The following is a 21,440-nucleotide window of genomic DNA, read 5'->3' on the forward strand; positions in this document are numbered from 1 at the left end:
CTCCTTGACCGGACGTCATCACCGCGCGGAATCGCGCGGCCCGGCCAAGCTAAAACCTGACGTCGACGTCAGGGGCAAGTACCGGAGGCCGCCTCCGCAGAGCCGAGAAGCTCGCGGTAGCGCTTGGCGTGCACGGCGAGGTTCTCGTCGGAGACGGTGCGGGCGCCGTGCAGAACCAGCGGCTCGGCGAGACGCATGCCGATCAGGCGGGCGGTGGCGTCGAGGGGTGCCAGCAGCTGGGTCATCGTGAAGCGGGAAGTGGGATCGACGGCAGCGTACGACTCTTCCGGCCCGCCCGTGGAGGTGACCAACTGGAGGGTCTTGCCGCGCAGTGCGGAGCCACTGCCGCCGTAGGCGAAGCCGTGGGTGAGGACCTGGTCGATCCATGCCTTGAGCACTGCGGGGACGGAGTACCAGTACCAGGGGAACTGCCACACGATCCGGTCGTGGTCGCGCAGCAGTCGCTGCTCACGGTCGACGTCGAAGCGGCCATCGCGGCAGGCGGTGCCGAGCTCATGGACGGTGACGTGGGCGAGGTCTCTCACGGCCTCGGCCAGACGGGCGGTGATGCGGGAGGAGGCCAGGTCGGGGTGGGCAACGACAACCAGGGTGCGCGAGGAGGGCGGGCCGGGACGGTGCATCGGCGGTTGATCCTTGACTGTGGTGTTGTGACGGATCGTTCCGTCCCGGAGTTTGTGACGGATCGATCCGTCTGTCAAGCTGAGACCGGGCCCACAGGCAGAAGGAGCGCACCATGGCTCGCAAGACAGCGGAGGAGAACCGGCGCCACGTCCTGGCCGTGGCGAGCCGCCTGTACTACCAGCGCGGCATCCGCGCTGTCGGTATGGACCTGGTGGTCAAGGAGAGCGGGGTCGGCAACGCCACCGTCTATCGGCAGTTCCCCACCAAAGACGCTCTCGCCAGCGCCTACACACAGGACCGCGCCGACGCCTGGTTCGAACGTATGCGTCAGGTCACCGACCAGGTCGACGACCCGCGCGAGAAGCTCCTCGCGATCTTCACGGCCGTCATCGAGGAGACCAGACTGCCCACCTTCCGGGGCTGCCCCATGCTCAACACCCATACCGAGTTTCCCGACCCGGAACACTCCGCGAACCGTGTGGCGGTCACCCACGAGCAGCGGGTCCGCGACTGGATGCGTGACTTGGCAGCCGACGCCCGCGCTTCCGACCCCGAGCAGCTGGCCGACGACCTGCTCCTCGTCCTCAACGGCGTCTACGTCACCGCCACCGTCCTCGGCCCCCAGGGCCCCGCCCAGCGCACCGGTGAGCTCGCCCGCCGCCTCATCTGGACCGCCTGCGACAAACCTCGCCGCGCCTGAACCCGGGCCTGACCCGCCGGTTGGTGCATACGCGCTCTACTGCCCCTCGACGGGCGAAGCCCAAACTGGTTGCCGACGGCCACCACCGGGTATGGCTCGGCGATCCCTCGGCGGCGTGGCCCCTGCCCGCCGCGTAGCCGGAACGCCGTCCCGTCGGCCGGGGGCCGTCCCGCTCGCCCGACGGGCCGCCTCCGCCGGGTGCGGCGCGTTGGCCGGGTGCGGCGCATGGGCTGGGTGCGGCGCGTTGGTCGGGTGCGGCGCCGTTTCGCGCGCTTCGCGCGATTGAGCAGCGGGGCAGGGGGGCGGGGGCGTCGGGCCGACCGCCGGCTGCCGGGCCGGTGGGAGCGACCGCCGGTGGCGGCATCCGTGTGCGGGGGCGGGCCCGTCGCCGGACGGTCCCGGTCGCACTCGACGCCGCAGGGGGTACCCCTCCCGAAAACCCTTGACAAGGTAGTTGCTTCAGATCAAGCGTTTTCGGAGGGGGTACCCGGAGGGACCGCCCACCGGACCGCGCTCCGGATCGGCACGGGCCCCCGGGCGCGATGGCCGTCACGGCATGGGCCCCCACCGGCCCGGCGGCCCGCAACGCGCCCTACGCCCCGGCCCCCGCCCGCCGCTGCTCAATCGCGCGAAGCGCGCGAGACGATGCCCGCGCCTGACATCCGGTCGGCGCTCAGAGGGTGTGGTCGAGGCGGCCAGTCTTTATGGCGCGTATGAACACGCCGAGCGCGGCGGGCGTCGTACGGACCACCGCCTCCGGCTCATCGCTCTCGCGCATGTGGATGCCATTGCCTGCGGCGGCGAGTTCCACGCAGTTGTCGCCTTGGCCCTCGCTGAACGACGACTTCCGCCATGTGGTCTGCGGCATGCTGCCTTCCTCAGTGGGTGTACAGGATGTGTTGGATGAGGCCCCACGAGTCACGCTTCTCGTGGAGCATGGGGGATTCGTCCGCCACAACTGGCGGCAGTGCGCCTTCGCTGAGCTCTTTAAAGGTGGCACCGTAATGCGCCACGGACTCGGTATCTCCCAGGCGCAGTCGCGCGGACGGGTGATCGGCGACGACCGTTTCCAGGCCCGGCACGCCCGTTCTGAGTAGCAGAAAGGGCGTGCTGTACCAGCCGCGTACGCCGACGTCGAACGGCAGTACCTGAACCGTGACCGTGGGAAGCATCGACGCCCGAATGAGGTGGGTGAGTTGCCCTCGCATGACCTGCGAGCCGCCGACCTCCATGCGAAGCGCTGCTTCGTGGATCACGGTGTGAAAGGTGGTCGAGGAGTTGGCGCTCAGGACGTCTTGCCGGGCCCTGCGGAAGCGAACGAGGTTGTCGATCTCGTCCTGGGTGGCGTCCGGGCGAGTGCTGCGGAAGAGGGCCCGCATGTATGCATCGGTCTGAAGCAGGCCCGGGATCAGAAGCGTCTCGTAGCTCTCCATGGCCGTGGCGCCTGACTCAAGCTCGGCGAGGTCAAGCGCGGACTGCGGGAAGCTCTTGCGGTACGCGGACCACCAGCCTTTGCCGTTGCTGTCGGCCATATCGACGAGCGCCTCGACAAAGGGTGCACTTGTGTGCCCGTAGCCCTCGCAAAGCCGACGCAGTCGGTCGCTCGGGATCGCCGTGCGGCCACCCTCGACATGCGTCAGGTGCACACGACCCATGTCGATGAGCGCGCCCGCCTCATGCAGCGTCAACCCGGCTTGCTCGCGCAACCTTCGCAGCTCTGCGCCAAGGCGGCGCTGTCTCTCGGTGGGGTTGGTTCGCAGTGCCAACGGGGTCTCTCCTCAGGGTGTGGGCCACAGTCTGCCGTCAGGGGGTGGGTCGGTCCACTCATTCTCGCGATCAGGTTGAACTTGTCACCCTTCATCTATACCGTGTGTGTGGTGACGGTCACACAGCGGAGCTGTGTTGGGTCGCACGATGCCCGTTCACGAAGCGCCACGGAGGCGTCGCATGGGAGCACACGCACACGCACACCCGGAACACCCGCACCGCTACACCCTCTCCGCCCCCGCCCTCCCCACCTCACCCCGCCTGTGCCGCGACTTCGTGCGCGGGATCTTCGCGGCCTCAGGACTGTCCCAACTCGCCGACGCGGCAGCCCTCTGCGCATCGGAGTTAGTGACCAACGTCCACCGCCATGGCAAGGGCGACGTGTGGATGGCCGCCACCGTTCAGCACGACCGCGTCCGGGTGACCGTCCACGACGACAGCCCCGAACTCCCCTCGCCCCGCCGCGCCGCGACCGATGAGACCAACGGGCGCGGCCTCTTCCTGGTCACGGCCCTCTCCGACATCTGCGGCATGACCCTCGACGAATCCACCGAAGGCACCGGCAAAGCGGTGTGGTTCGAGTTCAACGTCCCGCCCACGCACACGAAAAGCCCCGCATGAACCCCACCCCCGCCGAGCGGGTCGCCGCGATCCTCCGTGACGAGTTCGCCGCCCACGGCGTACGGCTCCCCGACGTACGGGCGGACCTCAGCGCCCCCCGCCAACCGCAACTGCAACTCGGCACCGTCCCCCTCGGCACCGGCTTCGCGCTGCTGCGCGTGCTCACGGACTACCAGCGCCTGCTGAAGGCCGAGCGGGCCCGGTCGGACCGGAGAGGTTAGGGCGTCGGCCAAGTGGAACGGCGGGCGAGGTCGGGCAGGACGGTGGCCAGGCCGACCAGAGCCGTGATCGCGCCGAGCCAGAGGGGGGCGCGCAGGCCCCAGGCGTCGATCACGACGGCGCCGATGGAGGAGCCGAGGATGATGCCGAGGGTGATGAAGGAGGAATGGACGGTGTTGACCAGGGGCCCGGCGTTGCCGGTGCGCTGGACGCGGGTCGCCATGGCCGGATTCATGGTGACGCCGACCAGGCCGATGCCCATCATGCAGATGACGGCCGGTGCGGGCAGGTCGGCGAGCAGGGCGAAGCCGGTGAGGAACACGGTGTTGAGGGCGAGGCCGACGGCGAGGACCGGGACGGTATGGCGGTCGGCGAAGCGGCCGACGATGTCGTTGCCGACGACGGTGGCGGCACCGTAGGCGATCAGCAGGACGGGGACGGTACCGGTGGAGAAGCCGGTGAGGCCGGTGAGGATGGGGTTGAAATAGCTGAAGGCGGAGAAGGTGGCGCCGATGATGAGCGTGCTGGTGGACAGCACCAGCCACAGCTTGGGCTTCTTGAAGACGCCGACCTCCTGTCGGAAGCCGCCGCCGCCCTCGGCGCGCTCGACGCGGTCCACGCCGAACAGGGTCGTCACGGCGGCGATCACGGTGATGGCGGTGATGGTCCAGAACGCCGCGCGCCAGCCGAACCGCTCGCCGACCAGGGTGGAGATGGGCAGTCCGAGCAGGGTGCCGAGCATGAGGCCGTTCATCGCGACCGCGATCGCGCGGCCGCGGACCTCGGGGCGGGTGATCTGGGCGCACATCGAGATGCCCACGCCGAAGAAGGCTTGGGAGGCGATCCCGGTGACGATCCGCGCGGCCATCATCGTGGCGTAGCCGGTCGCGGTGGCCGCCAGGACGTTGCCCGCCAGGAAGATGACGAACAGCACCATCAGTGCCGTCCGCGGCGGGAGTTTCATGAGGGCCACGGTGAGGAACGGCCCGCCGACCGCCATGGCCACCGCGAACGCGGTGATGAGGTATCCGATCTGCGGGATGGTGGCGTTCAGTCCGTCGGCCATCTGAGGCATCAGTCCGGCGACCACGAATTCGCTGGTCACCATGGCAAAGATGCCGAGTGCCAGGACGTATACGGCACGGGGCACGGTTCGATCTCCTTAGGGTTGGCGCCGACCGGTATGGGGGATCGGCGACGTGATGATGAAGGGTTATGTATCGCTTAGTTCAAAACGCGGGTACGGGTCGGCGCCACCCGGCGCGGAGCGTGAGTCAGTGGATCAGCGCGTCGAGGGTGACTTCGGCGATCGACTCCAGTGCGGTCCGGTCGGCGCCGCCCTGGCTCGAGATGCGCATGCCGCCGATCGCCGCGTTGATGAAGCGGGCCAGCGACCCGGCGTCCCGCCGGGAGGTGATATCGCCGTCCCGGCGGCCCTCCTCGATCACCGCGCGCAACGCCGTGAGTCTGCGGGCCGTGTCGCGCTCCAGCATTCCCGCCGCCTGGCTGTCGCGTGCGGCCAGTTCCACCGTGGTGTTCACGCCCAGGCAGCCCAGGCCGCGGCCGCCGGCCCGGTGCTCGGTCTCGCCGTCGATGACCATGGCGAACAGGGCGCGAATGCGATCAGCGGCACTGTGTCGGGTGTCCTCCAGTACGGCCAGTTGGGCGGTGGTCGTGGTGTCGATGTAGTGGGCCAGCGCACGCTGGAACAGGTCGTGCTTGCTCTTGAACGTGTTGTAGATGCTGCTGCGCCCCAGGCCCGTGGCTTCGCACAGGTCCTGGGTGGAAGTAGCCTCGTAGCCCTTCTCCCAGAACGTGTGCATCGCCGCGTCCAGGGCCCGCTCCTCGTCGAACATCCTCGGCCGGGCCATGCCGTCAGCCTAGCTGTTTTGGATGGGTCGTTTCAATACGTGCGGGCGAGCCTCGACGTCCCGGGAGGGATGCGCTACAGTTGATCTTGCCGTAGCCGCCCGAACTCCGGGCAGACGGTTACGCGTTGGTGGTCCAAGGAAAGACGCCCCGCTTCCTGCGGGGAGATGCAGGTGCAAGGCCTGCCCAGCGCTCAAGAGGCGAGCCCATCCCGTATGCGGGATGGGCTCGCCGAGCTTCGGGGCCTTGTGTGTCATCTCATGGTCACTCGCGACGATTGACGCGGTCGGCGGTGAGGCGGGCCTCGAAGCCGTCCAGGATGGACTGAAGGCCGAACGCAAAGGTGTCGTCGGGCGCCGCGGCGTACTCCGTGGCGGCCGTGGTGCCGAGGCGCTCGCGCAGGCGCGGGAACCGCATGGCGGTCTCCTGGGCCTGCGTCAGGGCGTCGGCCATCAGTTGCTCGGCGTCCACGCCCTTCTTGTCCAGCCGGCGGTTCAGCGAGACCTGTGCGGCAGGGCCGAGCGCGCTGCCGAGCACGAAGGTGAGCACGGTGGCGGCCGCCCGGTCCGCGTCGTCGGCGGCGAAGCCCGCCTTTTCGTAGAGGGAGAGGCTGAGGTCGTTGTGTCGGGCCTGGCCGGGTCCGTACAGGAAGTGGCTGCCGAATGCCTGGACGAGCCAGGGGTGCCGGAGGAGCATCGCGTGCATGCCGGACGCATGGGCGGTGGCGGCCGTGCGCCAGTCGGTGGCGTCGAGATCGGGCAGCTCGACCTCGTGCCAGATCGCGTCGCTGGCGAGCCGGACGAGGTCGTCCTTGGTCTTGATGTGCCAGTAGACGGCCGTGGCGGCCGAGTCGAGCCGCTTCGCCAGGCTCCGCATGTTGAGGCCGTCCAGTCCTTCGTCATCGAGCAGTTCGACGGCCGTACGGATGATCCGGTCTGCGGTCAGTGTGTCTCGCGCCATGGCCACCACCATACTTGTACTTAGTTCATGTCAGCTCTTGCACTTTGTTCAGGAGGTCGCCTACGCTCGCTCTTGTACTTAGTTCAAGTGCCTGGAAGGGGAGCCATGCCGCAGGAGAAGCTGTCGGAGTTCGTCAGGGCGCAGGCCACGGAGCTCGGAGTTCCCGGTGTCGCCGTCGGGGTGCTCCTGGACGGCCAGGAGTTCTACGCCTCGCACGGTGTGACGAGCCTCGGCAACCCGCTGCCGGTCGACGAGAAGACGCTGTTCCCTCTGGCGTCGGTGTCCAAGACCTTCACGGCGACCGCGCTGATGCGCCTGGTGGCCGAGGGGAAGGTGGACCTGGACGCGCCGGTGCGGGCTTACGTCCCCGAGCTGAAGCTCGCCGACGAGGAGGCCGCGGCGCGGATCACCGTCCTGAACCTGCTCAACCACACCGCGGGCCTGGACTGGAACCTGATCGACGACGGTGAGGGCGACCGCTCCCTGGCCGGCCTCGTGGCGAAGCTGCCCCAGCTGCCGCTGATCGCATCGCCGGGGGCCCGCGCCTCGTACAGCCAGGCCGGGTACAACCTGGCCGGGCGGATCATCGAGAAGATCACGGGCCTGCCCTTCGAGCAGGCCATGGCCGCGCTCGTCCTGGAGCCGGTGGGCCTGGCCGACACCGTGTACGGCCTGTCCGAGGTGATGGTCCGCAAGTTCGCCGTGGGCTACAACCGTGGCGACGACGGCGAACTGCGAGCCGCCCGGCCCTGGGGAGCGTTCAAGGAGGGCGCGCGCGGCGACAATCCCGGCGGCGGCCTCGCCTCCTCGGTGAGCGACCTACTGCGCTGGGCACGGTTCCAACTCGGGGACGGCGAGGGCGTGTTGCCCGCATCGGCGCTGCACCGGATGCGGGAGCGGACGATCGAGCTGCGCGCCAGCACGCTCGGCGACGGCTTCGGCATCTGCTGGTTCCTGCACGACCTGGACGGCATCCACGGGATCGGCCACGGCGGCTCGGGAAACGGCCAGTTCGCCGAACTGCTCATCGTGCCCGAGCGCGACTTCGCGGTGGTCTCCCTGGCCAACGCCGGCCCGGACGGCTACCCCTTCAACCAGTCCGTCGTACGGTGGGCGCTCGAACACTGCCTCGGCATCGTCGAGAAGCCGGTGGAGCCCGTCCCGTACGACCGGAGACAGGCCCAACAGGTCGTCGGCCGTTACGAGATCGACGCCATGAACCTCGACCTCGTCACCGAGGGCACCCGTCTCACCCTGGCGGTCGGGATCAAGCCGGAGATCCGCGAGGCCTCGGACGAGGAGATGCCCCCGGACTACCCGGCCGCGGCCATCGGCTTCCTTCCCGGCGACGGCGATGAGTACATCGTCACCGAAGGCGGCCTCAGGGGGCAGCGCGGCTACTTCTCCCGTGACGTCAACGGCGTGGTCACCGGCGTCGACCTCGCGGGTCGGCTCTTCAGCCGAGTCTCGGAGGCATCCTGATCCAACGCGTTGCCCGATGTTGTCACCGTGACGCCGGGCAGTGCTGCGGCACCGCTGATCTCCGCGTTGATCGTGACCGTCTCCAGGTCGCGGAGAGCGGCGAGCGGGGACAGGTCGATGGGGCGGTCGGCACCGCTGGGGAAGAGGATGTTCAGGTGACGGAGGCGGGGGAATGTCGAGGACAACCAGGCGGTGTCCAGGAACTCGTGCACAACATGCAGATCCAACCAGGTGATGTTGGGTGGGAAATCGCGCTCCATACGTGCGTGTCCGATCGTGACCTTCAGCCGCTCCAGCGCCGTGAGCACCTCCAGGCGCCAGGGCACGACGCCCACGCCTGACAGGCCCGGCGTTTCGAAGACCAGGGTGCGCAGGGGAAGGTCGGACAGGCCGGTGAGGAAGACGGCCCTGAGACAGTCGGTCAGATAGAGCGTTTCGAGGTTCGTCAGGTGGCCGATCGCGGCGCCGAGGTCTTCGATCACGTGGTTACGGTTCAGCCGCAGCCGGGTCACCTCCTCCCCGTTCAAGTTGTCCCTGATCTCGGTCTCCGTGAAATCCCCGCGCAGGATCAGCCATGGACGCGGACCCGTGTCCAGGAGCAGCCGCAGATGCTCCATGGTCTCGGCCACGAAGTACAGGTCGTCCCGGTCCAGGCGGAGGATCACCTCATGGAAGTACCGCTCGGTGTCGTACCGCCCCCAGCTCGACGCCAGTTGCGCGCGCACCCCGACCGCCGGGTGGTCGGCGAACTTCGCCAGATACGGGATCGCCGCGTCCACCGGTATGCGTGAGGCCGTCACCACGCAGCACTCCGCCACCTCGTCCGTCAGCCCCTCCGGCCCCGGAAGGAGCTCCAGTACCAGCGGGCCCACCCTGGCCAGCTCCCGCGCCTGTGCGATGTCCAAGGGCGGGATGAACTCCATCGCACGCCGCGTGACCTCTTCCCGTACCGCCGGATCCAGATCGGGCGCGTGCTCGAGACAGGCCATCGCCAGCAGGTTCTGACGGAGTGATGCCCGCGGGTCCCATCGCTCCGCCTCATGCAGCAACTTGCCCAGCAGCTCCGCCCGTTCGCGCGGCCGCCCATGCGCGACGGCCATACGGATGACGTCCTCCCACTGCGCGTCATGCGCGTTGCGGATCAGCAGGCCGACGTCCCACGCCTCCACCGCGGCCTTCGCTCCCAGGTAGTCCTGGAAGGTGCGGTGGACGAAGTCCACCGTGCTCATGGACGGCTCGCGCAACAGCCCGCTGCGCAGCAGCAGATGGCGCAGGATGGCGGAGGCGTCGCCCAGGGCGCGGGCGGCGGGGACCGAGGGTAGGGCCTCCTCGATGAGGTGTTCCGCGCGGTCGCGGTCCAGCTCGGCCTCGCCGTTGCGGATCAGGTAGTAGGCGAGCCGCTGGAGGAGCTGGATCTGGGGCTCCTCGTCCAGCTGGACGTCGCCCGGCGCGTAGATGTGGCGCTCGGTGTCGCGCCGCGTCAGCAGCATCGACAGCGCCGCGTCGTACAGCGCCTTGCGGCCCGGTGGCAGATAGCCGCGCCGGGCGCGGTGCAGGGCGCAGATCAAACCGCACATCAGGGGGTTGGTGGCGAGTCGGCTCAGGTCCTGCTTGGTGCGGACGGCGGTGTGCAGGGCCGACTGGTACGCGTTCAGCTCCGCCCGTTCCTCCTCCGTACGGCAGGTCTGGCGCGCCGCCTCGTGCCAGCGGTCGATGAACGCCGCCATGTCCTCGCGGCTCATCGGGGAGAGCGTGAACTCGGCGAAGTCCTGCGCCCCCAGCCAGTCCTCGGCCACGGCCGAGGGGCGGGAGGTGACCAGCCACAGATTGTCCGGGTAGGCGATGAGGAGGTCGGCCAGCCAGGCGCGGGTGCGCTCGCGGTCGCGCTCGGGGATCTCGTCGATGCCGTCGATCAGCAGCAGCCCGCGCCCGGCGGTCAGGACGCGGTCGGCCCAGCCGGGCGGCTGGGCGCCGTCCAGGGGGTTGTGGACGGAGGCCAGGAACGAGGCCGGGGAGGGCAGGGACGCCTGGCGGGCGATCGTGCGCAGGGGGAGGACGAAGGGGACGCGGCCGATGAGCTGCTCCAGGCCACGCAGCGAGTCCTGCCGCGCGGTGCGGACGGCGAGCCACTGGACGAGCGTGGTCTTGCCGGAGCCCGCGACCCCACGCAGCAGCACCCGCCGAAGGCCGGAGAGCGCCCGGTCGGCGGGGAGTGCGGCGGGGAGTGCGGTGTGCTGCGGGGCGGTGGGGGGCCCACCGGCGAACGCGTCGTCCAGCGGGCGCTCCTCGCCGGAGGACACGGCCTCCAGGCTGAGGTACGCCGCGTCCAGCGGCCACGTGGCCTCCGCGTGGCTGAGGTCGATCCCGACGATCGTCAGCGTGGAGTGCTTGCGGATCATGTACTCCGCGTACCGCCCCTCGAACGCCGCGTCCTGCGCGGATTGCGACGGGATGCGCTCGATCAGGAGGTCGATCTTGGTGATGAGGTCGCTGAGCTGGTCGCTCTGCTCGACGAGGGAGCGGGCGACGAAGGTCGAGCGCTGGGTGAAGAAGTGCAGGATGTGCAGGCAGGCGGTGTCCAGCAGACGCTGGTGGAGCAGTGTGCCGCCCTGGCTGAGGAACAGCTTGTCGCCCTTGGCGAGGGTGGCGTCGATCAGCGCACGGGCCAGTCCGCGGTGGCCGAGCTGGACCGCCTGGACGTCGTTCATATCGAGGTCGCCGAGCGCGTACAGCGTGGTGGCCAGCTTCTCGGCGACGAGTTCGTCCTCGTCGGCGGGGCAGGGCCGCTCGCCGGGTCCGGCGTGCCGGGTGGCCTGCGCGACCAGTTCGGCGGCCAGCTTGGTGAGGTCCTTCTCGGTCAGGGTGCGCTTCTCGCCCCGGAACGAGATGAGGGAGGAAACGCGGACCGGCTGGTTCACCAGCCCGGCGCCCGGCCCCTCCCTGACGAACAGCTTCTTGATGAGCGGTGTGACGACGCTCGAGGCGAGGCGAGCGCCGATGGTCGCGGGATCCACGTCCCATTCCCCCCGGTAGTTGTGTCCCCCCGGCCGCGGAGGGCCGTCGACAGAGTACAGCGGGGTAAGGCCCTTGGTCCCGAACCGGACATCCGAAAGTCCCTGCGAAGGTGACATCCCACACAGGCGGCCCCGGGTCTACTACGGAAAATAGGGGATCTCGCAGGTCAGAGGTGTGATGGGAGTTTCTGGGAATTCCGCATGAGATACGGCTCCCCATAAGCAATTCGCTACGTACCCACTTAGTAGAAGAACACCTTGGCCTATTAACCAGAACGGGATAACAAGGGGCGTTCCGAAGACGCTTCTGGAGGTACTTCCCATGGCCCCGCGCGCCACAAACCGCCGATTCTCGCTTACGTCCGTGTCCAGGGGGCGCGCCGCCGTGGTCGCCGTGGGTCTGGGGGCCTCGCTGGCGCTCGGCGCCGGCACGGCGTTCGCCGTGGGGGCGGGTACGGCCGCCTCCGCCCCGTCCGTCAGCCAGGCCGCCGCGAAGGCGCCCGCGAAGGCGGCGAACGCCTGGGAGACCCCGGTCGACAAGTACTCGATAGGCGCCGCCTTCGGCCTCGCGGGCAACCTCTGGGCGCACAACCACAGCGGTCAGGACTTCGTGGTGCCGACCGGCACGCCGGTGCACGCGACGCACGGCGGTGTGGTCGTCAAGGCGGGCCCGAACGGCGCCGGTGACGGTCCCGCGTACGGCAACGCGATCGTGATCAAGCACGACAACGCGACGTACTCGCAGTACGCCCACCTGTCCCGGATCGACGTCCGGATCGGGCAGTCCGTGAGCACCGGCCAGCAGATCGGCCTGTCCGGCAGCACCGGCAACTCGACCGGTCCCCACCTGCACTTCGAGATCCGTACGACGCCGAACTACGGCTCCGCCGTCGAGCCGCTCAAGTTCCTCCGCGACCACGGCGTCAAGGTCTGACGCTCAGACCTTGACGCGTCATGCGTCATCCGTGGGTCGATGGCGTATGCGCCTGCTTCATCAGATCGAGGGCGACTTCCAGGACAGCCTTCCGCTTGTCCTCGGGGTCGCCCTCGACCGTCTGTAGCGCGAACATCCGCGCATGCATGCTGAACAGCGCGGTGATGCTCCGCACCTGGTCGACCAGGGGCGCCTCGGGGTCCCGGACCAGGGCGGACATCGCGAGCATCCGGCTCTTGAAGATCTGGCCGATGCTCAGCTCGCGCACCGTCGCCTGGTTCTCCTGCATGAAGCGCATCAACGGCTCGCCGATGTCCATGGCCGCGCTGTAGCGGCGCAGCAGCTCCTGCTTGGTCTCCAGGGTGCGCGGCTGCTGCTCGCCCCAGGCGATCAGCTCGTCCATCGGCCGTCCCAGGTCCTGGAACAGGCTGTGGACGATGTCCTCCTTGGTCTTGAAGTGGTAGTACAGGGCCGCCTTGGTGACCTCGAGCCGCTCGGCGATCTCGCGCAGTGACGTCTTCTCGTAGCCGTGCTCGGCGAAGAGTTCCAGGGCGACGTCCTGGATGCGCTGACGGGTGTCGCCCCGCCGCGGTGTGCTGCCCATGGTGCTCTCCTGATGCTGGTGTGGCTGCCGTCGGCAGGCCGAACGTAACTTACTTGACGCCCGGCTAGTTGGCGCCTTACCTTCTCTACTGTACTGAACTAGCCGGGCGGCAAGTAAGTGTGCGTCAGGGCTCTCATCATCCAGGGGGAGACGGAGAACATGGTCCGTAAACAATCAGACGACGAAGCGTCATCCGCTTCGGCACCGGCTCAGGCCGCCCGGGAGGCCCAGCAGCCCCCGGCCAAGGCCGAGCCCAAGCAGCGCAGCACCAGTGTGGTGATATTCGCGCTGATGATCGCGATGCTGCTCGCGATGCTCGACAACATGATCGTGGGCACCGCGATGCCGACCATCGTCGGCGAGCTCGGTGGCCTCGACCACCTCTCCTGGGTAGTGACCGCGTACACCCTGGCCACCGCCGCCTCGACCCCCATCTGGGGCAAGCTCGGCGACATGTACGGCCGTAAGGGCGTCTTCCTCACCTCCATCGTGATCTTCCTCGCCGGCTCGGCGCTGTCCGGTATGGCGCAGAGCATGGGTGAGCTGATCGGCTTCCGGGCCATCCAGGGCCTGGGCGCGGGCGGTCTGATGGTCGGCGTGATGGCGATCATCGGTGACCTGGTGCCGCCCCGGGAGCGCGGCCGCTACCAGGGCATCATGGCCGGTGTGATGGCCGTGGCCATGATCGGTGGCCCGCTGGTCGGCGGCACCCTGACCGACCACCTCGGCTGGCGCTGGATCTTCTACATCAACCTCCCGCTCGGTGCCATCGCCCTCGCGGCGATCACGGCGGTGCTGCACCTGCCGAAGAAGCGGTCCGAGGGACGGATCGACTACACCGGCGCGGTCCTGCTGACCGTGGGCATCACCGCGCTCGTGCTGATCACCACCTGGGGTGGCAACGAGTACGCCTGGGGGTCGGGCCAGATCATCGGGCTCGGGGCGGTCGGTGTCCTCTCGCTCGTCGCGTTCCTGTACGTCGAGACGCGGGTCGCCGAGCCCGTACTGCCGCTGCACATCTTCCGGAACGCCAACTTCTCGCTGGTCACCGCGATCGGCTTCCTCACCGGTTTCGTGATGTTCGGCTCGACCACCTTCCTGCCGCTCTACCAGCAGACCGTCCAGGGCGCCACCGCCACCAACTCCGGGCTGCTGCTGCTCCCGATGCTGCTGGGCATGCTGGTGGTCTCGCTGGTCGCGGGCCGGGTCACCACCTCGACCGGCAAGTACAAGATCTTCCCCGTAGTCGGCGGTCTTCTGATCACCGTCGGGATGTTCCTGCTGTCCACGATGGACACCGAGACCACCCGCTTCACCTCCGGTCTCTTCATGGCGGTGCTCGGCATGGGCATGGGCTGCCTGATGCAGACGACCATGCTCGTGGCGCAGAACAGCGTCGAGATGAAGGACATGGGCGTCGGCAGCTCCTCCGCCACCCTCTTCCGCACCCTGGGCGGCTCCTTCGGCGTCGCCATCCTCGGCGCCCTGTTCACCAACCAGGTGCGGGACACCATGACCGAGCGGGGCGGGGGCAAGGCCGCGGCCATCACCTCCGGGAGCGCCCAGCTCGACCCGGCCAGCCTCAAGCTGCTGCCGCCGCCCATCCGGGACGCGTACACCCACGCGGTGGCCAGCGGTGCCCACCAGGTGTTCCTGTGGGGCGCGCTGATCAGCATCGTCGGCGCCATCGCCGCCTGGTTCGTCAAGGAGGTCCCGCTGCGCGGGGCCGCCGCCAAGTCGGCCGACGGCGACGACGCGGCCGCGGCCGAGACGGCACCGATCGCCGAGACCGTCTGACCAACGGTCCGGATGAGCGGGGTCGCCATCAGGGGCCGCTGTCAGTGGGGCATGGCAGCATCGGGCCCATGGTGACCTCGCCGGACGAGGCGCGGCTGGCGCACTTGCGCCGGCTGCGCCTCGCGAAGGACGTGATGGACCGCGACTGGGCCGAGCCGCTCGACCTGGACGCGGTCGCCGCGCACGCCGGCTATTCGCGCTACCACTTCATCCGCGCCTTCAAGGGCGCCTACGGATCCACCCCCGGGCAGTATCTGACCCGGCGCCGCATCGAGCGGGCCGAGGAGCTGCTGCGCTCGGCCAATCTCTCGGTCACCGAGATCTGCTCGCTCGTCGGCTTCAGCAGCCTCGGCACCTTCTCCACGAGCTTCAAGAAGCAGACCGGGCTCACCCCCAGCGGCTACCGGGATCTGTACGTCGGCCGGGCCGCGGCGGTCATCCCGGGGTGTTACGCGATGCTGTGGTACGGCGGGCGCGACGCCCGCGCCCCCGGCCCCGACGCCCGCGCCCCCGACGCCCGCGCCCCCGGCTCCAAGGACCGCAATTCTCAAGAAGCGGAATGAATCCGCCGCTGCCTACCGTGGCCACGTCGCGACGACGCGCGCGGCCCACACCCACCCCGATAGCTCCGGAGGCAGCAATGATCAAGGGGATGTCCATCGTCACCGTCTGGGTCCTCGACCAGGACCGGGCCAAGGAGTTCTACACCGAGAAGCTGGGCTTCGAGGTCCGCACCGACATGACCATCGGCGGGGATGGCGAGGGCGGCGGCGGTATGCGCTGGCTGACGGTCGGCGCCAAGGACCAGCCGGATGTGCAGCTGACCCTGATGGTGCCCAGCTCGCCGGGGCTCGACCCGGAGTCAGCCGAGGCCCTTCGGACGCTGGTCGCCAAGGGGGTGCTCGGCGCCGGGGTGTTCACCACGGATGACATCCACGGGGACTACGAGGCGCTCAAGGCGAGGGGCGTGGAGTTCGTCCAGGAGCCCCAGGAGCGTCCGTACGGCACCGAGGCGCTCTTCCGTGACGACTCCGGCAACTGGTTCTCGTTCACCCAGCCCCGCGCGGAGATGGACTTCAGCAAGCCCTGGGACGGCTGCGCCTCGGACTGAGCGCTCAGTCCGGCACCTCGATGATCGGGAAGCTGCCGGTGTTGGTGGGCGCGGACTCCGGCAGCCAGAGCACCGCGACCGCGCCCCGGCACTCCCCGTCCGCCTCGTCGCCGCTGTCCAGCAGCGGATCGGCGTTGCGGAACGTCAGCCGGGCGCCCAGCACCCGCGCCTGGCCCGCGGCTATGGTCAGCCCCAGGCCGTGCCCGGTCCCCGCGCGGTCCTTGCTGCCGGTGCGGAACCGGCTCGGCCCGTCCTTCAGCAGCTCCTCCGGAAAGCCGGGGCCGTGGTCGCGTACGCGCAGTATCCGCCCTTCGACGGTGACCTCGAAGGGCGGTTTGCCGTGCCGGGCGGCGTTGGCCAGCAGATTGCCCAAGATCCGCTCCAGCCGCCGGGGATCGGTGGAGACATGGGCGTCGCGCACCACGTTGACCGTCGCGTCGGGGTCCACCGCCCGGACCCGGCGGGTGATGAACTCGGCCACGGCTATCTCCTGGAGCTCAGCGCGCTCCGCGAAGCCGTCCAGCCGTGCCACCTCCAGGACGTCCTCGACCAGGGTGCGCATCGCCTGCGCCCGGTCCCGTACCAGCTCGGTGGGGCGGCCCGGCGGCAGCAGTTCGGCGGCCGTGAGCAGCCCGGTGACCGGGGTGCGCAGCTCGTGGGCGATATCGGCGGTGACCCGGCGCTCCGCCTCCAGCCGCTGCTGAAGCGCCTCGGCCATGCCGTCGACCGCACGCGCCAGATCGTCGGTCTCGTCGCGTACCCGGCCGCCGATCGACTCGCGCACCCGCACCTCGGAGTCGCCCTCGGCCAGCTTGCGGGCGGCGGTGGCCGCCTTGCGCAGCCGCCGGGAGAGCTGATCGCCGATGAGCACACCGAGCGCGATACCGCCCAGCACCACCGCCAGCGAGCCGATGATCAGCACCCGGTCCAGGTCGTTGAGGACGGCGAACCGGTCCTGGAACTTGGTGTGGACGGACAGCACCTTGCCGTTCCGCAGCGGTACCGAAGCCCACACCTCGGGGGTGCCGGTGCCGGAGTCCTCCAGATAGGTGGCGCGCTGGCCGCGCCACGCCTCCTTCTTCAGCTGCTCGGGCAGACGGGGATCGTCCAGCTTGGCGCCGAACCCCAGCACCCGGGACTGCTCGTACCACCGCTGGGCGACCTTCACCCGCTCGTCCATCACCGTGCGGCTGTTGTCGAGCATCGAGACGCGGGCCGCGTTGTGGACGACGAGGCTCAGCACCACCGCCACCAGCGTGCTCACGGCCGCGATGGCGAGGCTGACCTTCCACCGCAGGCCGGTGCGCAGTGCCAACCGCCGCAACGCCGCTCAGCCCTTGAGCTTGTAGCCGAAGCCGCGGACCGTCTCGATGCGGTCCTGGCCTATCTTGCCGCGCAGCCGCTGCACATGGACGTCCACGACCCGGGTGTCCCCGCCCCAGCCGTACTCCCAGACCCGCTCCAGCAGCCGGTCGCGGGAGAGCACGGTGCCGGGCACGGCCGAGAACTCCAGCAGCAGCCGCATCTCGGTCGGGGTGAGCGCCACCTGATGGCCGCCCTTGCGGACCTCCATGCCCTCGGGGTCGACCTCCAGATCGCCGAAGCGCAGCACCCCGCCGTCGGGCTCCTCGGGGACGGGCTCCGCGCCCCGCCCGCCGGGGCCGCTGGCATGGCCGAAGCGGCGCAGTACGGCCCGGATGCGGGCCACCAGCACCGCGCCGTCGAAGGGCTTGGTCACATAGTCGTCGGCGCCGGCTTCGAGGCCGAGCACCACATCGATGGAGTCGGCGCGCGCGGAAAGCATGATCACGGGAACGGTGGACTCGTCGCGGATCCGGCGGCACAGGCTGACCCCGTCCAGGCCCGGAACCATCACATCGAGCAGCGCGATATCGGGGCGGTCGGCCCGGAAGCGCTCGAGGCCGGTCAGCCCGTCGGGCGCGGCCGTCACGAGAAAGCCATCGCGCTCCAGGGCGAGCTGCGTGGCTTCACGGATGACATCGTCGTCCTCGACGAAGAGCACATGGGTCTCGGCCACAGCCTCGCTTCAGCCTTCCGTTCCGTCGCCGGCGCGCGCGGTGGGCACCGGGGTCGCCTCTTCCTTGGGCACATTCTTGCTGTAGTCGGTGCGTTCGCGGGACCGCACCGTGAACGAGCGGTCCGCCCCGGACCAGCCGTAGGTGATCACGGTCTCGCTCGAAGGGCAACAGACCGAGTCCCCGGAGGTGTAGGAGAGCTTCGTCACCCGCAGTTCGTCCTTGGCGACGTCGGCGTAGACGGGCGGCTGCTCGTCGCTGAAGACGTTCTCGTACCGGCCGCCCACCTTGCGGTACACATACGAGCCGATGCCGAAGCCATCGGTGCAGCTCATGACGTTGATGACCAGGTCGGAATCGGCGGAGCCGGTCAGCCGGCCGGACGTCACGTCCACCGGATAGCCCTTGATCTCCTGCTTGGACTCGCGCTCCTTGGCCGTGGGGCAGGGCTTGAGGCTAGTCTTCAGATCGTCGCTGACCCGCGGATCCGCCTTGACCAGCCTGATCACGTCGACCTTCTTCCCGGCAGCCGGTGACGGCCGGTCGGAGGCACGGCCACCCGCGTACGCGCCGGAGTCCGCGGCGGCCGAGGCCCACTCGGTGCTCGCCGGTCCCTCCTTGCGCACCCCCTGGCTCGCGTTACCGCATCCGGCCAGCATCCAGCCGCCGGCGGCCGCGAGGCCCACGACCGCACCGCCGGTGAGCATGACTGTCCTGCTGGGAGAGGCCCTGGTCAGGCCGCGCACCGTTCCTGCCCCCGCTCCTGGCGGGCGCGCCGGACCCGACCCGTGTGCTGCCGGACGTTGGTGGCCGGCTTGGTGTCCCCGTCCCGACGGCCGAGCGCGCGGGCGTCCACATCGCGGCTCTCCAGCTCCTGCCGCAGCCGGGCCAGCGCCCGGTGCAGCGTGCTCTTGACCGTTCCGGTCGACATTCCGAGCGCCTCCGCGGTCTCTTCGGTCGTCATCTGCTCCCAGTGTCGCAGCACCACGACACTGCGCTGCTTGGGAGCGAGCACCGAAAGGATGTCCATCAGCAGGGCGCGGTCGGCGTGCTGCTCGGTGCCGTCGTCGACGCTCGCCTCCGGAAGCTGCTCGGTGGGCACCTCGTCCAGCTTCCGGGCGCGCCACCACTCGGTACGGGTGTTGATCATCACGCGTCGGAGATAGGCGTCCGCGAGCGATTTGTCGGCTATGCCGTCCCAGCGGCCGTAGGTGCGCACCAAGGCGGTCTGGAGCAGATCCTGTGCCTCGATCGGGTCGGGGATCAGCCGACGGGCGCTGCGCAGCAGCGCGTCCTGCCGATTCCGCACGTACTCCTCAAAGTCCAGAACATTGCTGCTGCTCATGATGTGCAGCCTCCATCCCGCTGTCTTCCCCGCCGTTGACGTGTCCGGCTTCTCGCTCGGCACGGGAAGGACGCTACGGAGGCGCTGTTGCGGCGCCATACGCAACTACGCCTCGGCAAACGCACAGCTACCCATAGGTTGTGTAACAACGGAACCCGGCCCGACTGAGTGTCAGAACCGGGTCCTGGGCGTGTCACAGGTCTGTCACAGACAGGCCGTGACGAGGGATGTCCTCAGGTCAGCGGCAGCCGGTAGAGGCCGCCCGAGAGGGGCTCCACCAGTCCGTCGGAGACGAGTCCGTCGAGCGCGCGGGCGCGCTGCACCGGCTCGTCCCACACCTGGTCCAGCGTCGTCTGCGGCACCGGTGTCACAGCCTCCCGCAACACCGCGAGCAGCTTGCCCCGCACCTGGCGGTCCGTACCGGCGTAGGTCTGGCCGCGCCGCGGCGGTCCCTCGTGCTCCGGCGAACCGGCCTGCCGCCAGGCGCACAGCGCGGCGATCGGGCAGCGTGCGCAGTCGGGCGTGCGGGCCGTGCAGACCAGCGCGCCCAGCTCCATCGTGGCCGCCGCCCAGCGCGCCGCGGTCGGCTCCTCCTCGGGGAGCAGGGCGCGGGCCAGCTTGCGCTCGGCGGCGGTGGTGGCGTTCGGCGGGTACTGCGCACCGCTGACCGCGCGCGCGAACACCCGGCGGACATTGGTGTCCAGCACCGGATGGCGCTGGCCGTACGCGAACGAGGCCACGGCCGCCGCCGTGTACTCACCCACCCCCGGCAGCGCCAGCAACTGGGCGTGGTCGCGGGGTACGTCACCGCCGTGCCGCTCCCTTATGGCGGCCGCGGCGCCGTGCAGCCGCAGCGCCCGGCGCGGATAGCCCAGCCGGCCCCAGGCGCGGACCGCCTCACCGGGCGGTTCCGCGGCCAGGTCGGCCGGGCGCGGCCAGCGGGCGAGCCACTGCTCGTACACCGGCAGCACCCGGTTCACCGGGGTCTGCTGGAGCATGAACTCGCTCACCATCACACCCCAGGCGCCCGCCTCGGGACGGCGCCAGGGGAGGTCGCGCGCATGCGCGTCGAACCAGTCGATGACGGGCCGGTGCAGAACGGCTCCATCGGGGTTGGAGGATGCGGCGGCCGGGACGGCGGAAGCGGAAATGGCAGTCATCGCATCCGATCCTGACATGGCGGGACGGCCCGCGGGGCCCAGGGCGCGGGCGTTCGGGTTTCAGTCGCGCCAGTCGTTGCCGAATCGTGCGATACGGCGCCCGTACGGGAACGGATGGCCGCTTGTCGCGCCCGGGTGCGGTCTTCCGGTGCCCCTGGGGTGACCTCAGGGCGCCTTGTGGACGTCTGTGGGACCCCTCATGTGCCGGATCCGGTCGGATCATGAGAAAAGTAGGGCCTGGAGCGGGGGTTATTGGCCGGTAGTGCTCCCGATCTCTCGTAGAGTTTCCGCGTGGGATCTCTGCGCAATCCGATCGGGCCGCTTCCCTCCTCCATTTACTGGCGGCGGAGGGCCGTTGCGCTGGCCCTGCTCATCGCCATCATCCTCGTGGTCATCTGGGCCTTCGGCTGGGGTGGTTCGGGCGGCGGCGGAAGTGACGAGGGCAAGGGATCGGGCGGCGGGGGACCCGCGAGCACGATCACCCCGGGCCCCTCCTCCTCCGGGCCGGTCAACAGCGAACGGCCGGGCGGGCGCGATGAGTCGGACGGCGGCGGCTCGGGCTCCGGCGGCTCCGGCGGCAGCGGGGGCGGCGGCTCGGACGACGGCGGAGCGGACGCGAGCGGCGGTGGCGCGGGCGGCGGCAGCGGCTCCGGCGGCGCGGGCGGCTCCTCGGGCGGTGGCGCGGGCGGTGGCATCGGCACCGGGACCGGGCAGGGCCTGCCCGCCGGGTCGAGCCTGCGGGACTGCCGCCCCGGCGACGCGGAGCTGACGGTGCGCAGCGTCAAGGACTCCAAGGTCAAGAACACCTGGGCGCCGGGGGAGAAGCCCAACTTCGAGATCGTCGTGAAGAACACCAAGTCGAGCTCGTGCAAGGTCGACTTCGGGCGCGCCGCGGCCTCGCTGACCATCACCGACGCCCACAACGCCCACGTCTGGGCCTCCGACGACTGCCCCGAGGGCAGCGCCGCCGCGCTGGTCGAGGTGCCGGGCTCCGGCCAGACCAAGCGCACCGTGGAATGGGACCGCAAGCGCAGCGCCGAGCACTGCGCCACGCCGTCGGGCAGCGCGTCGGCCAAGCCGGGCACGTATCTGGTCGAGGTGAAGGTGGACGGGCTGGGGACGGCCAAGGTGTCGTTCGTCCTAGAGAAGGACTAGGCCCCAGCCAAGGACCGGGTCCTT

The 21,440-nt window shown here is 69.7% G+C and carries 22 protein-coding genes; 9 read left to right on the forward strand and 13 right to left on the reverse strand.

The genetic code is table 11. The features are described 5' to 3' along the window. Positions 1-68: 68 nt before the first annotated feature. Positions 69-641: an NAD(P)H-dependent oxidoreductase gene (locus ACJX2R_RS29235; protein WP_413102580.1), complete on the reverse strand. Its 573-nt coding sequence runs from the start codon at positions 639-641 to the stop codon at positions 69-71. Positions 642-754: 113 nt separating this feature from the next. Here ACJX2R_RS29235 and ACJX2R_RS29240 point away from each other — a divergent pair, with 113 nt between their 5' ends. After that, complete coding sequence (locus ACJX2R_RS29240; RefSeq protein WP_413102581.1) at positions 755-1,342, forward strand: TetR/AcrR family transcriptional regulator; 588 nt, start codon at positions 755-757, stop codon at positions 1,340-1,342. A 673-nt stretch (positions 1,343-2,015) separates the two neighbouring features. On the opposite strand, the gene ACJX2R_RS29245 is transcribed toward ACJX2R_RS29240, so the two are convergent. Together ACJX2R_RS29245 and ACJX2R_RS29250 are read right to left on the reverse strand one after the other, a co-directional pair. Next, positions 2,016-2,210 carry a DUF397 domain-containing protein gene (locus tag ACJX2R_RS29245; RefSeq protein WP_413102582.1) on the reverse strand — a complete coding sequence of 65 codons (195 nt, stop codon included), beginning with the start codon at positions 2,208-2,210 and terminating at the stop codon, positions 2,016-2,018. Positions 2,211-2,220: 10 nt separating this feature from the next. Next, positions 2,221-3,108 carry a helix-turn-helix domain-containing protein gene (locus ACJX2R_RS29250; protein ID WP_413102583.1) on the reverse strand — a complete coding sequence of 296 codons (888 nt, stop codon included), beginning with the start codon at positions 3,106-3,108 and terminating at the stop codon, positions 2,221-2,223. Between the two features lie 181 nt (positions 3,109-3,289). On the opposite strand from ACJX2R_RS29250, the gene ACJX2R_RS29255 reads away from it, so the two are divergent. Continuing rightward, positions 3,290-3,730 (forward strand): ATP-binding protein, encoded by a 441-nt coding sequence (locus ACJX2R_RS29255; RefSeq protein WP_413102584.1) that lies wholly within the window; start codon positions 3,290-3,292, stop codon positions 3,728-3,730. Further along, positions 3,727-3,951 (forward strand): hypothetical protein, encoded by a 225-nt coding sequence (locus tag ACJX2R_RS29260; protein ID WP_413102585.1) that lies wholly within the window; start codon positions 3,727-3,729, stop codon positions 3,949-3,951. Before ACJX2R_RS29255 ends, ACJX2R_RS29260 begins: the two co-directional genes overlap by 4 nt. Here ACJX2R_RS29260 and ACJX2R_RS29265 read toward each other — a convergent pair. The 3 genes from ACJX2R_RS29265 to ACJX2R_RS29275 all read right to left on the reverse strand — a co-directional run bounded on the left by ACJX2R_RS29265 (position 3,948) and on the right by ACJX2R_RS29275 (position 6,778). Next, on the reverse strand, positions 3,948-5,099 hold the full coding sequence (locus ACJX2R_RS29265) for an MFS transporter (RefSeq protein ID WP_413102586.1): 1,152 nt from the start codon (positions 5,097-5,099) through the stop codon (positions 3,948-3,950). The genes ACJX2R_RS29260 and ACJX2R_RS29265 overlap by 4 nt on opposite strands. A 124-nt stretch (positions 5,100-5,223) precedes the next feature. Then, the gene (locus ACJX2R_RS29270) at positions 5,224-5,820 is read right to left on the reverse strand and encodes a TetR/AcrR family transcriptional regulator (protein WP_413102587.1); all 597 of its coding nucleotides are present in this window, start codon (positions 5,818-5,820) and stop codon (positions 5,224-5,226) included. Positions 5,821-6,082: 262 nt separating this feature from the next. Next, positions 6,083-6,778, reverse strand: a complete 696-nt coding sequence (locus ACJX2R_RS29275; protein WP_413102588.1) for a TetR/AcrR family transcriptional regulator — start codon at positions 6,776-6,778, stop codon at positions 6,083-6,085. Between the two features lie 105 nt (positions 6,779-6,883). Here ACJX2R_RS29275 and ACJX2R_RS29280 point away from each other — a divergent pair, with 105 nt between their 5' ends. Next, positions 6,884-8,260, forward strand: a complete 1,377-nt coding sequence (locus ACJX2R_RS29280; RefSeq protein ID WP_413102589.1) for a serine hydrolase domain-containing protein — start codon at positions 6,884-6,886, stop codon at positions 8,258-8,260. On the opposite strand, the gene ACJX2R_RS29285 is transcribed toward ACJX2R_RS29280, so the two are convergent. After that, complete coding sequence (locus ACJX2R_RS29285; protein ID WP_413102590.1) at positions 8,176-11,274, reverse strand: NACHT domain-containing protein; 3,099 nt, start codon at positions 11,272-11,274, stop codon at positions 8,176-8,178. The two genes, ACJX2R_RS29280 and ACJX2R_RS29285, sit on opposite strands and share 85 nt — an antisense overlap. A 322-nt stretch (positions 11,275-11,596) precedes the next feature. Here ACJX2R_RS29285 and ACJX2R_RS29290 point away from each other — a divergent pair, with 322 nt between their 5' ends. Then, a complete protein-coding gene (locus tag ACJX2R_RS29290; protein WP_413102591.1) occupies positions 11,597-12,208 on the forward strand; it encodes a M23 family metallopeptidase in 612 nt (203 codons plus the stop codon). A 25-nt stretch (positions 12,209-12,233) separates the two neighbouring features. Here ACJX2R_RS29290 and ACJX2R_RS29295 read toward each other — a convergent pair whose 3' ends face one another. Further along, positions 12,234-12,812, reverse strand: a complete 579-nt coding sequence (locus tag ACJX2R_RS29295; protein WP_413102592.1) for a TetR/AcrR family transcriptional regulator — start codon at positions 12,810-12,812, stop codon at positions 12,234-12,236. Between the two features lie 159 nt (positions 12,813-12,971). On the opposite strand from ACJX2R_RS29295, the gene ACJX2R_RS29300 reads away from it, so the two are divergent. From ACJX2R_RS29300 to ACJX2R_RS29310, 3 genes are all read left to right on the forward strand, one after another. Further along, complete coding sequence (locus ACJX2R_RS29300) at positions 12,972-14,609, forward strand: MDR family MFS transporter (protein ID WP_413102593.1); 1,638 nt, start codon at positions 12,972-12,974, stop codon at positions 14,607-14,609. Between the two features lie 68 nt (positions 14,610-14,677). Next, entirely contained in the window at positions 14,678-15,172 is a 495-nt protein-coding gene (locus tag ACJX2R_RS29305) for a helix-turn-helix transcriptional regulator (RefSeq protein WP_413102594.1), read from the forward strand. Positions 15,173-15,249: 77 nt separating this feature from the next. Next, the gene (locus ACJX2R_RS29310) at positions 15,250-15,720 is read left to right on the forward strand and encodes a VOC family protein (RefSeq protein ID WP_413102595.1); all 471 of its coding nucleotides are present in this window, start codon (positions 15,250-15,252) and stop codon (positions 15,718-15,720) included. A gap of 4 nt (positions 15,721-15,724) precedes the next feature. Here the strand turns inward: ACJX2R_RS29310 and cseC are convergent, their stop codons facing one another. The 5 genes from cseC to ACJX2R_RS29335 all read right to left on the reverse strand — a co-directional run bounded on the left by cseC (position 15,725) and on the right by ACJX2R_RS29335 (position 20,261). Next, entirely contained in the window at positions 15,725-17,044 is a 1,320-nt protein-coding gene (gene cseC, locus ACJX2R_RS29315; RefSeq protein WP_413102596.1) for a two-component system sensor histidine kinase CseC, read from the reverse strand. A 6-nt stretch (positions 17,045-17,050) separates the two neighbouring features. Beyond that, a complete protein-coding gene (cseB, locus tag ACJX2R_RS29320) occupies positions 17,051-17,758 on the reverse strand; it encodes a two-component system response regulator CseB (RefSeq protein ID WP_413102597.1) in 708 nt (235 codons plus the stop codon). 9 nt (positions 17,759-17,767) lie between these two features. After that, a complete protein-coding gene (locus ACJX2R_RS29325; RefSeq protein ID WP_413102598.1) occupies positions 17,768-18,463 on the reverse strand; it encodes a hypothetical protein in 696 nt (231 codons plus the stop codon). Between the two features lie 26 nt (positions 18,464-18,489). After that, on the reverse strand, positions 18,490-19,101 hold the full coding sequence (locus ACJX2R_RS29330; RefSeq protein ID WP_413102599.1) for a SigE family RNA polymerase sigma factor: 612 nt from the start codon (positions 19,099-19,101) through the stop codon (positions 18,490-18,492). 233 nt (positions 19,102-19,334) lie between these two features. Continuing rightward, positions 19,335-20,261 (reverse strand): A/G-specific adenine glycosylase, encoded by a 927-nt coding sequence (locus ACJX2R_RS29335; RefSeq protein WP_413102600.1) that lies wholly within the window; start codon positions 20,259-20,261, stop codon positions 19,335-19,337. Positions 20,262-20,552: 291 nt separating this feature from the next. Between ACJX2R_RS29335 and ACJX2R_RS29340 the strand changes: the two genes are divergently transcribed. Continuing rightward, on the forward strand, positions 20,553-21,416 hold the full coding sequence (locus ACJX2R_RS29340) for a hypothetical protein (protein ID WP_413102601.1): 864 nt from the start codon (positions 20,553-20,555) through the stop codon (positions 21,414-21,416). Positions 21,417-21,440: the final 24 nt, after the last annotated feature.

Origin of the sequence: Streptomyces sp. Inha503 (genome assembly GCF_047215865.1) — a bacterium.
Lineage (GTDB): Bacteria > Actinomycetota > Actinomycetes > Streptomycetales > Streptomycetaceae > Streptomyces > Streptomyces lycopersici.

Bases quoted from the DNA above. Each gene is read 5' to 3' on its own strand.
- ACJX2R_RS29235 (WP_413102580.1), bottom strand. From the start codon at position 641: ATGCACCGTCCCGGCCCGCCCTCCTCGCGCACCCTGGTTGTCGTTGCC.
- ACJX2R_RS29240 (WP_413102581.1), top strand. From the start codon at position 755: ATGGCTCGCAAGACAGCGGAGGAGAACCGGCGCCACGTCCTGGCCGTG.
- ACJX2R_RS29245 (WP_413102582.1), bottom strand. From the start codon at position 2,210: ATGCCGCAGACCACATGGCGGAAGTCGTCGTTCAGCGAGGGCCAAGGC.
- ACJX2R_RS29255 (WP_413102584.1), top strand. From the start codon at position 3,290: ATGGGAGCACACGCACACGCACACCCGGAACACCCGCACCGCTACACC.
- ACJX2R_RS29260 (WP_413102585.1), top strand. From the start codon at position 3,727: ATGAACCCCACCCCCGCCGAGCGGGTCGCCGCGATCCTCCGTGACGAG.
- ACJX2R_RS29270 (WP_413102587.1), bottom strand. From the start codon at position 5,820: ATGGCCCGGCCGAGGATGTTCGACGAGGAGCGGGCCCTGGACGCGGCG.
- ACJX2R_RS29275 (WP_413102588.1), bottom strand. From the start codon at position 6,778: ATGGCGCGAGACACACTGACCGCAGACCGGATCATCCGTACGGCCGTC.
- ACJX2R_RS29280 (WP_413102589.1), top strand. From the start codon at position 6,884: ATGCCGCAGGAGAAGCTGTCGGAGTTCGTCAGGGCGCAGGCCACGGAG.
- ACJX2R_RS29290 (WP_413102591.1), top strand. From the start codon at position 11,597: ATGGCCCCGCGCGCCACAAACCGCCGATTCTCGCTTACGTCCGTGTCC.
- ACJX2R_RS29295 (WP_413102592.1), bottom strand. From the start codon at position 12,812: ATGGGCAGCACACCGCGGCGGGGCGACACCCGTCAGCGCATCCAGGAC.
- ACJX2R_RS29300 (WP_413102593.1), top strand. From the start codon at position 12,972: ATGGTCCGTAAACAATCAGACGACGAAGCGTCATCCGCTTCGGCACCG.
- ACJX2R_RS29305 (WP_413102594.1), top strand. From the start codon at position 14,678: ATGGTGACCTCGCCGGACGAGGCGCGGCTGGCGCACTTGCGCCGGCTG.
- ACJX2R_RS29310 (WP_413102595.1), top strand. From the start codon at position 15,250: ATGATCAAGGGGATGTCCATCGTCACCGTCTGGGTCCTCGACCAGGAC.
- ACJX2R_RS29325 (WP_413102598.1), bottom strand. From the start codon at position 18,463: ATGCTCACCGGCGGTGCGGTCGTGGGCCTCGCGGCCGCCGGCGGCTGG.
- ACJX2R_RS29330 (WP_413102599.1), bottom strand. From the start codon at position 19,101: ATGAGCAGCAGCAATGTTCTGGACTTTGAGGAGTACGTGCGGAATCGG.
- ACJX2R_RS29335 (WP_413102600.1), bottom strand. From the start codon at position 20,261: ATGACTGCCATTTCCGCTTCCGCCGTCCCGGCCGCCGCATCCTCCAAC.